Source organism: Kamptonema formosum PCC 10802 (genome assembly GCF_000332335.1).
Lineage (GTDB): Bacteria > Cyanobacteriota > Cyanobacteriia > Cyanobacteriales > Oscillatoriaceae > Oscillatoria.
Genome location: NZ_KB235948.1, coordinates 1,360,807 through 1,375,243, shown reverse-complemented (window position 1 = coordinate 1,375,243; position 14,437 = coordinate 1,360,807). Strand labels below are relative to the sequence as shown.

Annotated in this window: 18 protein-coding genes; 12 read left to right on the top strand and 6 right to left on the bottom strand. The window is 53.7% G+C overall.

Going from position 1 to position 14,437, the window contains the following annotated elements; translation table 11 throughout:
• The first annotated feature begins 13 nt into the window (after nt 1-13).
• From cobD to thyX, 5 genes are all read left to right on the top strand, one after another.
• Nucleotides 14-1,240 (top strand): threonine-phosphate decarboxylase CobD, encoded by a 1,227-nt coding sequence (gene cobD / locus OSC10802_RS0105870; protein WP_017715855.1) that lies wholly within the window; start codon nt 14-16, stop codon nt 1,238-1,240.
• A 112-nt stretch (nt 1,241-1,352) separates the two neighbouring features.
• Entirely contained in the window at nt 1,353-2,837 is a 1,485-nt protein-coding gene (locus tag OSC10802_RS0105865) for a dihydrolipoyl dehydrogenase family protein (RefSeq protein WP_017715854.1), read from the top strand.
• Nucleotides 2,838-2,871: 34 nt separating this feature from the next.
• On the top strand, nt 2,872-3,153 hold the full coding sequence (locus OSC10802_RS38835; protein ID WP_017715853.1) for a DUF1643 domain-containing protein: 282 nt from the start codon (nt 2,872-2,874) through the stop codon (nt 3,151-3,153).
• A gap of 77 nt (nt 3,154-3,230) precedes the next feature.
• Entirely contained in the window at nt 3,231-3,851 is a 621-nt protein-coding gene (locus OSC10802_RS0105855) for a hypothetical protein (protein WP_017715852.1), read from the top strand.
• 85 nt (nt 3,852-3,936) lie between these two features.
• A complete protein-coding gene (gene thyX / locus OSC10802_RS0105850) occupies nt 3,937-4,656 on the top strand; it encodes an FAD-dependent thymidylate synthase (protein WP_017715851.1) in 720 nt (239 codons plus the stop codon).
• Between the two features lie 34 nt (nt 4,657-4,690).
• Here the strand turns inward: thyX and dut are convergent, their stop codons facing one another.
• On the bottom strand, nt 4,691-5,143 hold the full coding sequence (dut, locus tag OSC10802_RS0105845; protein ID WP_017715850.1) for a dUTP diphosphatase: 453 nt from the start codon (nt 5,141-5,143) through the stop codon (nt 4,691-4,693).
• Here dut and OSC10802_RS48925 point away from each other — a divergent pair.
• Both OSC10802_RS48925 and OSC10802_RS0105835 read left to right on the top strand, forming a co-directional pair.
• Complete coding sequence (locus OSC10802_RS48925) at nt 5,142-5,294, top strand: hypothetical protein (protein WP_017715849.1); 153 nt, start codon at nt 5,142-5,144, stop codon at nt 5,292-5,294. The two genes, dut and OSC10802_RS48925, sit on opposite strands and share 2 nt — an antisense overlap.
• 247 nt (nt 5,295-5,541) lie before the next feature.
• Complete coding sequence (locus OSC10802_RS0105835) at nt 5,542-6,189, top strand: deoxycytidylate deaminase (RefSeq protein ID WP_017715848.1); 648 nt, start codon at nt 5,542-5,544, stop codon at nt 6,187-6,189.
• A 198-nt stretch (nt 6,190-6,387) separates the two neighbouring features.
• Here the strand turns inward: OSC10802_RS0105835 and OSC10802_RS0105830 are convergent, their stop codons facing one another.
• A complete protein-coding gene (locus OSC10802_RS0105830; protein ID WP_017715847.1) occupies nt 6,388-6,924 on the bottom strand; it encodes a P-loop NTPase family protein in 537 nt (178 codons plus the stop codon).
• Nucleotides 6,925-7,220: 296 nt separating this feature from the next.
• Here OSC10802_RS0105830 and OSC10802_RS0105825 point away from each other — a divergent pair, with 296 nt between their 5' ends.
• A complete protein-coding gene (locus OSC10802_RS0105825) occupies nt 7,221-7,784 on the top strand; it encodes an adenylate kinase (protein WP_017715846.1) in 564 nt (187 codons plus the stop codon).
• Nucleotides 7,785-7,864: 80 nt separating this feature from the next.
• Complete coding sequence (rph, locus tag OSC10802_RS0105820; RefSeq protein WP_017715845.1) at nt 7,865-8,581, top strand: ribonuclease PH; 717 nt, start codon at nt 7,865-7,867, stop codon at nt 8,579-8,581.
• A gap of 54 nt (nt 8,582-8,635) precedes the next feature.
• On the opposite strand, the gene OSC10802_RS0105815 is transcribed toward rph, so the two are convergent.
• Both OSC10802_RS0105815 and OSC10802_RS0105810 read right to left on the bottom strand, forming a co-directional pair.
• Nucleotides 8,636-9,082, bottom strand: coding sequence for a DUF29 domain-containing protein (locus OSC10802_RS0105815; protein ID WP_017715844.1), 447 nt, complete (start codon nt 9,080-9,082; stop codon nt 8,636-8,638).
• Between the two features lie 13 nt (nt 9,083-9,095).
• Nucleotides 9,096-9,542 (bottom strand): DUF29 domain-containing protein, encoded by a 447-nt coding sequence (locus tag OSC10802_RS0105810; RefSeq protein WP_044170513.1) that lies wholly within the window; start codon nt 9,540-9,542, stop codon nt 9,096-9,098.
• A 93-nt stretch (nt 9,543-9,635) separates the two neighbouring features.
• Between OSC10802_RS0105810 and OSC10802_RS0105805 the strand changes: the two genes are divergently transcribed.
• Nucleotides 9,636-10,031 (top strand): hypothetical protein, encoded by a 396-nt coding sequence (locus tag OSC10802_RS0105805; protein ID WP_017715842.1) that lies wholly within the window; start codon nt 9,636-9,638, stop codon nt 10,029-10,031.
• A gap of 63 nt (nt 10,032-10,094) precedes the next feature.
• Here the strand turns inward: OSC10802_RS0105805 and OSC10802_RS0105800 are convergent, their stop codons facing one another.
• Entirely contained in the window at nt 10,095-11,213 is a 1,119-nt protein-coding gene (locus tag OSC10802_RS0105800; RefSeq protein ID WP_017715841.1) for an acyltransferase family protein, read from the bottom strand.
• A 511-nt stretch (nt 11,214-11,724) separates the two neighbouring features.
• Here OSC10802_RS0105800 and bchB point away from each other — a divergent pair.
• A complete protein-coding gene (bchB, locus tag OSC10802_RS0105795) occupies nt 11,725-13,251 on the top strand; it encodes a ferredoxin:protochlorophyllide reductase (ATP-dependent) subunit B (protein ID WP_017715840.1) in 1,527 nt (508 codons plus the stop codon).
• Nucleotides 13,252-13,326: 75 nt separating this feature from the next.
• Nucleotides 13,327-13,551: a hypothetical protein gene (locus tag OSC10802_RS0105790; protein WP_017715839.1), complete on the top strand. Its 225-nt coding sequence runs from the start codon at nt 13,327-13,329 to the stop codon at nt 13,549-13,551.
• Nucleotides 13,552-13,656: 105 nt separating this feature from the next.
• Here OSC10802_RS0105790 and OSC10802_RS0105785 read toward each other — a convergent pair whose 3' ends face one another.
• Complete coding sequence (locus tag OSC10802_RS0105785) at nt 13,657-13,875, bottom strand: type II toxin-antitoxin system HicB family antitoxin (RefSeq protein WP_017715838.1); 219 nt, start codon at nt 13,873-13,875, stop codon at nt 13,657-13,659.
• Nucleotides 13,876-14,437: the final 562 nt, after the last annotated feature.

Genomic DNA, 14,437 nt, shown 5'->3' with positions numbered 1-14,437 from the left:
GCCCTAGCAATCCTTGAACAGACCGGCTCATGGGGGGAATTTAACCTGGGCAGCGGCTATTGCCGGCTGTCCCCCCGAGGCTATTCTCGATTTCTCTGCCAGTATCAGCCCCCTGGGGCCTCCTGAGTCCGCGCTGGCGGCGATTCAAGCCCACTTGTGCGACCTGAGAGCCTATCCCGACCCGGACTATCAGGAACTGCGGGCGGTGCTGGGCCAGCTGCACCAGCTGCCGCCGGAGTGGATTCTGCCCGGGAATGGCTCGGCAGAACTGCTCACCTGGGCGGGCTGGGATTTATCCCAACTGGCAGAGACTTATTTGGTAACACCGGCCTTCGGGGACTACTGGCGGGCCCTCAAGGCGTTCAGCGTCAGTGCCATTGAGTGCCCCCTGTCCTTGGCCAGCTCTCAAGAAAGCCGGTGTCAGCGCTCGCCGAGTACCGGCACCCCTGCGCGCGCAGGAGCCCCCCCCCGGGAGGGCGGGACCGCTCCGGGCCAGCCACTGCCTCCCCCAGTGGGAGACATCCGCCAGATATTGCCACCGGCACCTGTCCGCCTGCATGGGGGCGCACCGGCCCTCCTGCTCAACAACCCGCACAACCCCACCGGCCAGCTCTTTTTAAAAAAAGATATTATACCATATCTAGAGCAATTTGCCCTGGTGGTGGTAGATGAAGCGTTTATGGATTTTCTGCCGCCTTCCGAGGAGCAAAGCTTGGTGAGCGCAGTCCCAGAGTTCCCCAATTTAGTGGTGCTGCGCTCCGTGACCAAATTCTACAGCCTGCCTGGACTGCGCCTGGGGTACTGCGCCGCCCACCCCGACCGGCTGCGGCAGTGGCAGCAGAGGCGGGACCCCTGGCCAGTGAACGCCCTAGCGGCAGCAGCCGGTGCCGCCGCACTGCTCGATACCGGCTTCCAGCAGAAAACCTGGGAGTGGCTCAAGCCGGCACGCCGGCAGCTGTTTGAGGGGCTGGCAAAATTGCCCGGTTTGCGACCGCATGCCGGTGCGGCCAATTTCTTACTTGTTGAATCCGAGCACCCCACTTCCCAACTGCAGCAAAAATTGCTCAGGCGCAAACAGATTCTCATCCGCGACTGCCTCAGCTTTCCCGAACTCGGCGAGCGCTACTTTCGAGTTGCCGTTCGCTCTTTTGGCGATAACCAGCGCTTGCTAGAAGGGCTCGCCGAAGTCCTGTCAGACTGGGGATGCGGAGAACCCCACCCCCAACCCCCTCCCCGCTAGCGGGGAGGGGGCTATTCCCCACTCTTGTTTGCCACACTCTCGGGCGCGTCCTCTGCGTCTTGGCGGTTCAATAAAAAAACTAAAATCGCTTTAAGCAGTCTAAAAGCAAAACATGGCAGTTGACTACGATCTGGCAATTATTGGCAGCAGTCCTGCCGGTTTATACGCCGCAGCTGCAGCTGCTTCCCTGAAAGCCCGCGTTGCCCTGGTGACACTTTCTGCGCCCGGGAGTGATAGCTTTGAGGAAATCTATCGCGGGCTGTGCGGCAAAGCGCTCACCGAAGTCAGCTCGGTAGCGCAGCGACTGGCGCACGCGCACCAATTTGGCATCCACTCCACCCAGCTGGAAAACGCACCGGCACCCGAGGAAATCTCAGTCAGGTTCAGCGAAGCCCTGGAGTGGGCGGCAGGTGTGGCCTCCAACTTGGGAGAAATGCACTCACCGGCAGTTTTAGCCTCCCTGGGAGTCGATGTGATTGCCAGTGCCGGTCAATTCTATCCGAAACCCCACCTCGGTTTTGAAGTCACAGACCGGCGAATTCGCGCCCGCACCTACCTGCTGGCCACCGGCAGCAAGCCGGCGGTGCCAGAAATTGAAGGGCTGTCCGCCACCGGCTACCTGACAGCCGAAACCCTCTGCCAACTGGCAAAGACCAAACAGCTGCAGCAAAGCTTACCGCAAAGCTTAATTGTCATCGGCGGCGCTCCCACCGGCACCGAACTCGCCCAGACGTTCGCTCGCTTGGGCAGCAGCGTCACCCTAGTAGTGAAAAGCCCCCATATTTTACCGCACGAAGACCCAGAAGCAGCGCTGCTGGTGCAGGCGCAGCTGGAAGCAGAGGGGGTGCGCGTCCTCACCAATACTGAGGCAACCCAAGCTAGGCTTATCGAGGGCAAAAAGTGGGTTCAAGCCGGAAACTTCGCCCTGGAAGGGGATGAAATTTTGCTAAGCTCCGGTGAGATCCCCGATGTGGCATTTTTGAACTTGGAGTCGGTGGGGGTTAAGTTGCACCGGCGCGGTATTGAGCTCAACCAAAAACTGCAAACCACCAACCCTCGCATCTACGCTTGCGGCGATGCCAAGGGTGGGGGAGCGCAGCCCCATGTGGCCCAGTATGAAGCCGGTGTGGCCCTTAAGAACGCGCTGTTTTTGCCGGTGTTTAAAGTGGATTATCGCGGGATTCCCAGGGCGATTTTCACAGATCCGCAGGTGGCCAGGGTTGGGCTGACGGAAGCGCAAGCAACCAGCCGGTACGGGAGGGATGTCATGGTGCTGCGGCAATATTTCAAGACGGTGGCGAAAGCACAGCTGCGCGGGGAAACTACTGGCTTTTGCAAAATCGCTGTGCGCCGCAATGGGGAAATTCTGGGCGCGACTGTCGTGGGGGCGGATGCCGGTGAGCTAATTCACAGCATCGCTCTGGCGGTGCGGCAAAAGATTAAAATAGGGGCGATTGCAGATATGCCCCACATCTGGCCAGCGATGTCAGAGATTGCCGGCACTACCGCCGCCGAGTGGCGTTCTTTGCGCCTCGCCGGCAATTCCCGCCTGCAAGATTTCCTCGAAGGCTGGTTTAATTGGAGGCGGGGGCTTTGATAAATTTTTATAAAGGTGGGGAAGAGGGGAGGCTGTGAGAAGATGGGCAGAAAAAGACCCAACCGGACAGTATCGCTATTTGCTGGGGCGAGAATGGGAACCCAGCAAAGGAAGAGTCGTTTTTGTGATGCTCAACCCCAGCATTGCCGATGAAAAACAAGATGACCCCACTCTCCGCAAATGTATAACTTTGGCCCAGTCTTGGGGCTACGGTTCCTTAGAGGTGGTGAATCTTTTTGGTTTCCGCGCCACCAAACCCGCTCAGCTGCGTTATGTGAAAGACTTGGGGCGATCGAGTATTTTTCCCGAAAGCTGAAGAGTCGAGATTTCCTGAAACTCCAGGATAGCGAGCGAGACTATTTCCAGTATTTCTGGGGGGAAAGGGAACAGCCGGTGGCGGACAAACCGGCTGAGGCGCACTCGTTCGCCGCTATTTTGGCTAAATTGAGCGCACTCCACTATAAGAAAAGCCTCGTTTATAAGGACAGCTGGAAGAAGCATGGGGAAGTGCTGGGCGTTTTCGCGAATATTACGCGAAAGTACGACCGGATAGAAGCAATTATTGCGGGGGGAGTTAAGACAACCTCTGATGAGTCTCTCCTGGATACGGTTGGCGACTTGGCTGTAGATTCTACCAAATATTTGACCTATTTGGCGGAACACTATGAAGCCATCTTCCAAGATTTCATTCAGCTATACCCTCCCCTTGACGCTCTAGAAATTTACTGGTATAATCAAGGGTTTGAGGCCGCTGCCCGACTTTTGGTGAGGCGATATGAAAGTTCTGGGGAGTGGGAGGGGATAGGGAGTTACGATGCTTGCTTCGCAGCGATGACAGAGTATTACAAAGGACTTGAGGACGTGCTGATTAGTGGGGATTGGAGAGCGCCGGAACCTCGCAAGTGTTCGCTGGCGGCTGATTTAGCCATTAGTGCCACCCACTATCTGGTGCTGGCGTCCGTAAAAGAGCCAGACAATTTACAGAAGTTCTCAACTTTCATAGAGCGGCTATAATTAGACTGCAATAGAGCAACATAAAGCCGAGAACGGTAACCTTTTATGGGAGAATTCATTGCAGTCAGCCAGTAAGGGAAGTGAAATGGAAAGATTTCGAGTAGAAGTGATTGCAAAAACGGCCAATCCGAACCAAGTTACTTATGCAGCTCTGCACCAAGACTACAGTGAGGGATTTGTATTTGACGAGCGCGAACATTGGCCACCTGAGTCCCTGTGTGGCGAGCTGATTGTGAAGCGCCTTTTAGCGGGAGAGCGGGGGCATTATGGCCCATTGGAACATCCCAGTATAGTGTTCAATTGTGGCTACTTCCCCCACAGCGTAATGCAGCAGGTGCGCACACACCGGCTCCTTTCCTTCGATGTTCAATCCAACCGCTATACAGGGAAACGAATCGCAGATGCGGCTCAGGGTTTGAGGGACATTGAGGAAGTTTTTTATTTGCGCCCGGTGGGTTCTTATAGCGACCGGCAGGGAAAACGCTATAATTATACTGAGGATCTGCGCGAGCGCGACAAAGCGTGGTGTCTGGAAGCGGCTAACCGCTACCAGCAGCTGATGGAAGAAGGAATATCAGAAGAACACGCCAGGGGGATTATTCCTTTTGATGTCCGCCAGCACTGGGTGATGTCCATGAATGCCCGCTCTCTCATGCACCTGCTGGACTTGCGATCCAAACCAGACGCGCAGCTGGAGTGTCAAAAGCTCTGCGAGCTAATTTGGCCGCATTTCCAGGAGTGGATGCCGGAAGTGGCTGAATGGTATGAAAAAACAAGGCTGAAAAAAGCTCGCTTAGCTCCCTAAAAAACGCAGTCTGGAGGAGGCAGAGAAGGCTTTATTATAAGCCGGTTGAGCCAAACCCTCTGGCTCCTCTGGACGTTCCCACCGGCTCGCTAAAAGACCGAATAAATCCGGTTTCTATAACCTCAAGTTTTGGCCGGAAAACGGGGGCGATAACCATCTGAGCTATCCTCATTCCCTTGGTCACCTGAAAATCTTCGCTAGAATGATTGATCAGCAGCACTTTGATTTCCCCCCTGTAGCCTTCATCAACAGTGCCAGGAGTATTGAGTACAGTTATGCCGTACTTGGTGGCCAGACCGCTCCTGGGCCTGATCTGAGCTTCTGTAGAGGCGGGTAATTCTATGGCGATGCCGGTGCCTATTAGCTTGCTTTCCCCCGGATGGATGAGGGCATTTTCACAGGCAAATAAATCCATGCCTGAATCGGTTTCATGGGCGTAACTCGGCACTTGCGCATCTGGGGATAAAAGATGAACCCTCATTGTCATGTCTGTTAGCGAGCGTTTGTTCTTTGTGGCCTTTTTGTCGGGGGTAGACCGGCACCTCATTTTTGCCATACCTCAGACGGTAGAAACGCGATATGTCGCGTCTTTACGCGCTCCGGGCTTGGAAAGCCTGCCGGCGCGGGCTCAAGAATAATCATAGCGCTTTGGGTGGCTTCCGCGCCCCTGGTGCAGCGCACGCCTTCCAAGGAGATAGGCGGCGCGGGTAGCACCCCACTTCAGAGACTAACAGTACAACTGTTTGTAAGAAGTTTTGCCAGATTCAACCCTGACGCACTATAATATAGCGTTTCTCATCCTTTGTGAGGTACTGAGAAACCCGGTTTCTTTAAGAAACCGGGTTTCTGGGCAAACACGTTCATCCACCTGAGAAGCACTATATCATGCAAAACCCCCCCGAAACATCTGCACTTTTTCCCAGACCGACCTGGGATGAGTATTTCCTGATGCTGGCGAAACTCGCCGCAACTCGCTCAACTTGCCTAGCCTTTCCGGTGGGTGCGGTGATCGTAAAAAATAAGCAGGTGCTCGCCACCGGCTACAACGGCGCACCGGCAGGATCGCCGCACTGCACGGTGCAGGGATACTGCTATCCGGGATTGAGCAGCTGTGACGCCAGCAAAACCATGCCGTCTCGCGCTGTTCACGCGGAGGCGAATGCGATAGCGCAAGCGGCAAAACACGGGATTCCCACTGCCGGTGGGAGTATTTACGTCACCTTAGAACCCTGTCTGTCTTGCTTGAAGTTAATTATTTCCGCCGGCATTCACGAGGTTTTTTACGAAACGCCGTTCAACAGTGGGGGGAGCGCCCAAGTGAGAGATTCTTTTATCAGCGAGGGGTTAGTTACCCTCAAACAGATTCAGCTGTCTGAAGAAACAGCTAAAAGAGCAGCTTTGTTTCTGCTAAATCCCACATCTGAGGTTAGAAAGGAAGACGTCCCGCCGATTAATATCTTCTCCGGTGGATTCCAGTCACTATTGCCCCCTCACCCCCCAACCCCCTCTCCCACAAGGGGAGAGGGGGAGTAAGAAAAAAGGCAGACACGCAGCCGGTTAATTTGGGACTTTTAGCAACCGCAGATGTGCGCTAGAGGTTTTCAGTTGGATGAACTAGGGCCCAGAAACCCGGTTTCTTTAAGAAACCGGGTTTCACAGTACCTCACTAATAGAAGAAACGCTATAGATAATCCAGGAAATTCATCTGGGTTAATCTGCGGTAAAAAATTTCTATGGCTGGTGACTGCGGCGGATGTGGGTGATTTGGTCTGCCACTTCCAGAAGCTTGACCGGCATATCTGGCCCTGTTAAGAGGATATCGAGGTGACGGGGGCGTTTTTCCAAAAAGGCCAGCACTTCAGCTTCTGGGATAAGGCCAAAATTAATCGCCAAGCTCAACTCATCCAGAACCGCAAGGTCATATTTGCCCTGGCACAGGACTTTTTGGGTGTGGTGCCACAATTTTTGCAGGGAGGCGGTTTCAAATTCATCCAGCTGGGGGGTGTCGATGCAGCGGTCTGTGTCGCAGCGAATCCAATCCAAGTGCTGCCCCAGGCGGACGGGACGCTCGTGGCCTTGGCCAATTCCGCCTTTAAGGAACTGAACGACGAGTACGCGCGTGCCCTGACCGGCCTTGCGCAGGGCTTGGGCCATGACGCTGGTAAAAAAGCTGCGGTGGGTGCCGGTGAAGACTTGCACGAGTCCTTCAACGGTGTAGGGCGGGCGACTGGGAGTGGTGAGAGCTGGAGTTTGTAGCTGTGCGACCATAGGGCAACTTTGAGCGAGTGAGGGGTCTTGATGCTATCTCTGCTTGGGGCAAAAATGGCGGTTGAGTGAGGAGCCGGCAACAACCTGTAGTGTATATTATCTAATTCTCGCCCCATCTAACGCTAGATATATAAACGGATCTGTATCTTTTGGCGGAAAGGGCCAGCAGCAGGGCCGGCAGGGGGCGCGGTGTGGGGGGGCCGGCAGGAGGAAGGCGGGAGGCTTAAAATAATTGGGTCTACCCACACTGCATCCGGCCAATTCGTGCGGGGTGCAACCGAAAGAGGAGCTTGTCTGTGAGATTGGTAATTCTGGGAGGGCCAGGAGCCGGTAAGGGAACGCAGGCCCATGCGCTGTGCTACCACCTGAATATCCCCTGGATTTCCACCGGCGAAATCCTGCGACACGCGATAGCGGAGCAAACCGAACTGGGGCGTCTGGCGGAGCCCTATGTAGAAAAAGGAGAGCTCGTGCCAGATCCAGCGATGATCGAATTCATCCGGAAGCGACTGCAGGTCCCGGATGCGGCGAAGGGCTGGCTGCTGGATGGCTACCCCCGCACCGCTTTCCAAGCGGAGGAGCTGGACTTTTTGCTCGACGAGCTGGGACAGCAGCTGGACTGGGCGATTTGGCTGGATGTCCCGGAAGACATTTTGCTGAGCCGGTCCATCGCCCGCTCGCGCCCCGACGACGAGCCAGAGATTGTCCAGCGCCGGCTCGATCTGTTCGAGGAGCGCACCATTCCCATCCTGGAATACTACGACTACCGGCACCGGCTGCTGAAAATCAACGGCAACCAACCGCCTGTGGGGGTGGAGCGAGAGATTTTAAAAGCATTGAATGTGGAATTTTCAGTGTGAGATCAGTGTGAGATCGCTGTGAGAGTTTTCGCACTGGCACCGGCTGCTGTATCCTGGGTAAGAATTTCGAGGCAAGTGTCATGTCTTGGCAGCGTCCTGATGGTCGGCAACCCGACGAACTGCGTCCGATTAGTTTTGAGCACAACTTCACCCGCTTTGCCACAGGTTCGGTTTTGGCGCGGTGCGGGGACACCCAGGTGCTGTGTACCGTCACAGTTCAGCCTGGAGTGCCCAAATTTTTGGAAGAGACGGGACAGGGGTGGCTGACCGCCGAGTACCGCATGCTCCCCGGGGCGACACCGAAACGCCAAGAGCGGGAGTTTCTCAAACTCTCTGGCCGGACCCAGGAGATTCAGCGGCTGATTGGGCGCAGCTTGCGGGCGTGTTTGGATATGAAAGCGCTCGGGGAGCGCACGGTGATTGTGGATGCGGACGTGCTGCAGGCGGATGCCGGCACCCGCACGACTTCCATCACCGCCGGCTTTGTGGCGCTGGCGGATGCGATGGACAAATTGGTGCGGCAGGGTGAATTGGATCGCTCGCCGCTTTGCCATCAGGTGGCTGCTGTTTCGGTGGGGCTGCTGGAGGGCGTGCCTTGCCTAGATCTGAACTACCTCGAAGATGTCGCCGCTGACGTGGATTTCAATGTGGCGATGAACGACCGGCTGGGCATTATTGAAGTCCAGGGAACAGCGGAAGCCGGCAGTTTTAGCCGCGCCCAGCTCAATGAGCTGCTGGATTTGGCAGAAAAAGGGATTCGAGAATTGCTGCAAATTCAGCGGGAAGCTTTGGGCTAGAAACCCGGTTTCTCAAAGAAACCGGGTTTCTGGCAACCTGTGGCATCGTTGCCCTCAATTCCGTTTCACCAAGCTGTACTTTTCCTCAAACACTTCCTCCCAGGAAAGGGAAGTTAATTCACAGTCCCTACCCATTTCTATCTCAGCTTCTTTCACAGCTGCCTTGAAGCATTTATCCCAGATGGATTCAATAGCATCCCGGTTCAAGCTAGGAACTTCCTCTTGGACATCTTCAATTTCTCTCCGAGCAGAGAGAATGGTTATAGCCCAGCTGGAACACCGGCGTTCTGGCTGGCATTTCCACTTGATAGCATGACTCATCAGCCGAATTAGCTGGCTTTTGAGCGCCCGCTTTTCTGTTCTTCCCATTGCTTCAATCAGGGCATCTAAACCCTCAGTGGCTTCCATAAACTGTCCCTCTCCTAAAAGTTGCCGCACGGCTACGGCAGTTTGATAGTGAGATCCGGCGGCTAGCCACTCCCAATCTTGTTGTGCCGGCATGGCGACCTCCGCTTCAATTCCGCTGCACTAAGGTGTACTCTTCCTCAAACACTTCCTCCCAGGAAAGGGAAGTTAGCTCACAGTCCCTACCCATTTCCATCTTAGCTTCTCTCACAGCTCTAATGAAGCATTTATCCCAGATGGATTCAAGATAATCCCGGTTTAAGCTAGGGACTTCCTCTTGGACATCTTCAATCTCTTGACGGGCGGAGAGAATGGTTATAGCCCAGCTGGAACTCCGGCGTTCCGGCTGGCACTTCCACTTGATAACATGAGTCATCAGCCGAGTTAACTGGCTTTTGAGCGCCAGTTTTTTGGATTTTCCCATTGATTCAATTAGTGCGTAGAGTCCCTCGCTGGCTTCCATCCACTTTCCCTCCTGCAAGAGTTGCTGGACTGCGACTGCAGTTTGATACTCAGATCCGGCTGCTAGCCACTCCCAATCTTGTTGTGCCGGCATTGCTATCTCCTTATGGTTGCCCATATTCTATAATACAGGATAATCATAACTTTGAACAACAATCAAGTTTGAACGCTTCCGACGCCCACAATTATGCTGCGCTACTCTCTCACCCTTCTCTCCGCATTTTCCCTCGCCGCCGCTGTCTCTATTTGTCCCGGGTACTGGGGGGCGCTAGAAAACAAACGGCTGAGCGGGCCCGTCTTGACCGGCTTCCTGTTGAGCGCAGTCGCCATCTTGGCCATTTTCAGACAGCTCCAGGAAAATTGCCCTCAAAACGCTCCGCCCAAGCAAGTCCTCAAGCAATTTGTTTGGTATATTGCTCAGTATGGCAGCTTTATTCTATTGTTTTGTATAGCAGCTTGGCTGGTATCCCTTGGCACTCACTGGTTGCTGGCTCCCTTCCTCTCAAAAAAAATCATCAATGGGCTTTCTTTCTTTTTCTTTTGGTGTTTTGTCCTCAGTCTGATTGCGCTGACGCGCCGCTAGCGCTCAGGCTAAGGGCTGCTGAACAGCTTTACCGCGCCCCATTCCAAATAAAGCCAGACATTTTTAAAGGTTGCGAGGCTTCGGAAACCAGCGATCGCGCAACTTTTGCACCGGCTCTTCAATTAATTTTGTCATGGCAATGCCCAGCGCCACACTCACAACTAAATAAATCCAGAACTCAACAACAAAATGAATCTCCCGCCCGCTGGCACGCCTGAGCAAGTCAATCCCCCACTTAGCAACTGGCATGTGCCAAAGATAAATCGAGTAAGAATTAAACCCAATCCAGGCTAAAACCCCAACCGCCGGACTGACGATGTTCGCAATGGGTTTGGGCAAAGGCTCCTCCCAGTACAGGAGAGACATTATCAAGCCGCCAAATCCCAGATCCAGTAACGTTATCCCCAAGGTGTGCGCTAACTTACTTGTTTCAAGTTCCAGCAGCAAGCAGGGAACAATCAAAAGCATACTGAGAGGGAGTATTAAGTTGAGCCGCCGCCGAATAAAATTGGAAAATCTGGCCGTGTGAAACGCCTGCAAATACCCGAGCAGCACCCCAAACGCTAGCCCATCTAAACGCAAGTGCGTCGGAAATACGTGAGTTTGATGGGTGTAGGGTAGAGAAAAGGCGGTCACAACTCGAAGGGCGAGCGTCAAGATGGCAATTCCAATCAAAATTTTGACGGCGGGCTTGAAGGGATCTGACTTATTTGTTGCGAACTTTACCATTAAAGTCAGACTGATTGGCAGTAAAATTACATAAAAATGCTGGTCGGCTGCTAAGTACCAAGTGTGGTTCCAAAGCGGCGAGCCATAATAATTTTGAAAAAAGAAGATTTCAGAAGCGACTGAGCCGGGGTTAAACTCCTGGCCGGTCAGGGCGTTATAGAGGAGTGTTACGGCAATTAAAGTATAGAAAGGCGGGTAGATTCTCGCCCCCCGGCGAATCCAGAAGTTTTTCAGGTCTATTTGACCGGATTTCTTGTACTCTTGGAAGAGTAAGCCGGAAACCAGAAAGCCGCTGAGTACGAAAAATAAATCCACCCCAGTCCATCCGATTCGATACCATAAATCGCTGACAAATTTATGCCGGCCCATCACTAATAAAATTGCAACCGCTCTCAGGGCGTCCAGCTGTTTTAGCCTGATGCGCTTGCTCCCAGAATCATTGGTTTGCGTCATAAAAATTACAGAGTTTGATATTTCAACACCTGAGGCGGTTGCTACAGAAATTCACCGGACACCTCTTTCCACCGGCATGCGGCGATTTCACACTTATCATAGCATAAATCCCATAAAATTATCAAGCCCCTTGCTTAGCGCCGGTCAAGTTGCGTGAAGAGCGCGCTTAACGCTGCAGAGAACCACAGCTGGTGAGCCGGCGTTCCATGAAAGCCCCAGGCAATTTCTCCAGACAAGCTTCAATCTCTTGACAGGCAGAACAGCTCGTGATATAGCAGAGCCAACGCCGGCAATGTGGAGCTGACCCCTGCTTTCTAACAAAATGTAGAGAAAAATTAAGAATCGTTGCAGTTTAACAACACGGCGGTTGTTAAAGTAGCGGGCTGAATCCCAAGCAGCAAGGGAATTTCAGCGATTGGCTGGGGGGTTTGCCCGCCGGTGCAGCCGGTGTTCAGAGGGGCGTGATGTCTGAGAAAATCAGAAACGGATTCGCACAAGGGAGAACACAGACATGAAATTGGCTTACTGGATGTATGCCGGTCCCGCTCACATTGGCACCCTGCGCATTGCCAGTTCCTTCAAGAACGTCCACGCCATTATGCACGCGCCGCTGGGCGATGACTACTTCAACGTCATGCGCTCGATGCTAGAGCGGGAGCGCGACTTCACGCCGGTGACAGCCAGTATAGTAGACCGGCACGTTCTCGCCCGTGGCTCCCAGGAACGAGTGGTGGAGAACATCACCCGCAAAGACAGAGAAGAGCACCCCGATTTGATTGTCCTCACCCCCACCTGCACCTCCAGCATCCTGCAAGAAGACCTGCAAAACTTCGTTGAGCGGGCGCAGCTGGAAGCCAAAGGCGACGTGATGCTGGCGGATGTCAACCACTACCGGGTGAACGAACTGCAAGCCGCCGACCGCACCCTGCATCAAATCGTCCAGTATTACATCGAAAAAGCCCGCAAAAAGGGCGAACTGCCAACAGGCAAAACCGAAAAACCTTCCGTCAACATTATCGGCATTTCCACCCTCGGCTTCCACAACCAGCACGACTGCACCGAATTGAAGCGGCTGATGGCAGATTTGGGAATTGAAGTCAACGAGGTGATTCCCGAAGGAGCCTCCGTCCACAACCTGAAGAACCTGCCTCGCGCCTGGTTTAACCTGGTGCCCTATCGGGAATTGGGGGGAATGTCGGCTCGCTACCTGGAGCAAGAATTCGGCATGCCTTATGTGGATATCACCCCGATGGGCGTGGTGGAAACGGCTCGCTGCATCCGCAAGATCCAGCAAGTGCTTAACGCGCAAGGGGCGGATGTCGATTACGAAGAATTCATCAACGAGCAAACCCTATTTGTCTCCCAAGCGGCTTGGTTCTCTCGCTCGATTGACTGCCAGAACTTAACCGGCAAGAAGGCTGTCGTGTTTGGCGACTCCACCCACGCGGCGGCGATGACTAAGATTCTCTCTCGCGAGATGGGAGTTCAAGTTGTTTGGGCCGGCACTTATTGCAAATACGACGCCGACTGGTTCCGCGAGCAGGTGAGCGAGTATTGCAATGAAGTGCTAGTTACAGATGACCACACTCAGATTGGGGACGCCATCGCTCGTGTGGAGCCGGCGGCTATTTTTGGCACCCAAATGGAGCGCCACGTTGGCAAGCGGCTGGATATCCCCTGCGGCGTGATTTCCGCACCGATTCACATCCAGAACTTCCCGATTGGGTACAAGCCTTTCCTCGGGTACGAGGGCACCAACCAAGTCGTAGATTTGGCGTACAATTCCTTCACATTGGGAATGGAAGACCACCTGCTGGAAATTTTCGGCGGGCACGACACCAAGGAAGTCATCCAAAAGGGAATCTCTGCCGAATCTGACCTCAGCTGGAACAAGGAAGCTCAGGCGGAATTGAATAAGGTTCCCGGTTTTGTGCGCGGTAAGGTGAAGCGCAACACCGAGAAGTTCGCTCGGGAACGTGGCATCAGTCAAATCACGGTTGAGGTGATGTACGCGGCGAAGGAATCTGTCGGCGCGTAGGGAATGCCGGTGAGTGGGGGCACCTTGCCGGTGCCCTTATGTTTATAATGATTCCAGGAGTTGCAGGAACTGCGAATGAGTGACCGAGTATCTTTCCAATCTGTGCTTGAGTGTGTTGAAGCGCTCTCGACCGAGGAGCAAGATTTGTTATTTGAACTCATTGAGAAAAGGCGGATTGAAAGGCGGCGCATGGAAATCGCCAAGAACGCAGCCGAGACGCTAGCCGCTAGCCATGCCGGTACGGCAAAGCGCGGCACTCTGGCTGACTTGAGAGCGGATTTACTAGATGAAGAAGAATGAGAACTCTGGTTTGGGATAGCAGCTTTCGACGGGATTTAAGCCCCCTGCAACTAAGCGTGTTTTAATAACGCTTGCTTTGGGAACATCAGTAGGAAACTTAGGCATTTAGAGACTGGCTTCAGCGATAAAGGCTTCGAGTACGGGGGAGTCTTGTTCCAGAACTCCTTCGCCGAAGGTTTCAATATGGCAGCGAATGGCAGACTTAACATCGGCTAGGGCTTCTTCGTAGGTGTTCCCCTCACCCACCACAACCCCTTTGAGTCCGAGGGGGCAGGCTACATAGCCATCTGGATGCTTTTCAACGATTATTTTGATGCGTCTCATGGTTTTTCTTATAAGCGATAGGGACACGAGGATTCAGCGGGCTGTGATTCTGCTATAATTATACAAAAAATTGGCAAGGTAAGCCCGGGGCTGGACTGGCAGCCGGGTTGCGCCGGCATATCCAGCCGCACGCCGGTGGGGCTAAAGCCCAACTACAAACTTTTGGGCTAAAGCCCAACTACAAACTTTTGGGCTAAAGCCCAACTACGAACTTTGGGCTAAAGCCCAACTACGAACCTTTGGGCTAAAGCCCAACTACGAACCTTTGGGCTAAAGCCCAACTACGAACCTTTGGGCTAAAGCCCAACTACGAACCTTTCGGCTAAAGCCCAACTACGAACCTTTCGGCTAAAGCCCAACTACGAACCTTTGGGCTAAAGCCCAACTACAAACCTGGCCTAAACACCGAGAAGTGTTAATTTTGAAGCCACCGGCAGGCAGGAGTGGGGCTGTGATAAAGTGAGTCTAGCTTTGGAAAAGTAAGTTTAGGCTGAAGGGCAAATAGATGGTTGACGTGCGCTCTGCGATCAATAATCTGCGCCTCAAGTGGTTTCTGGCTACC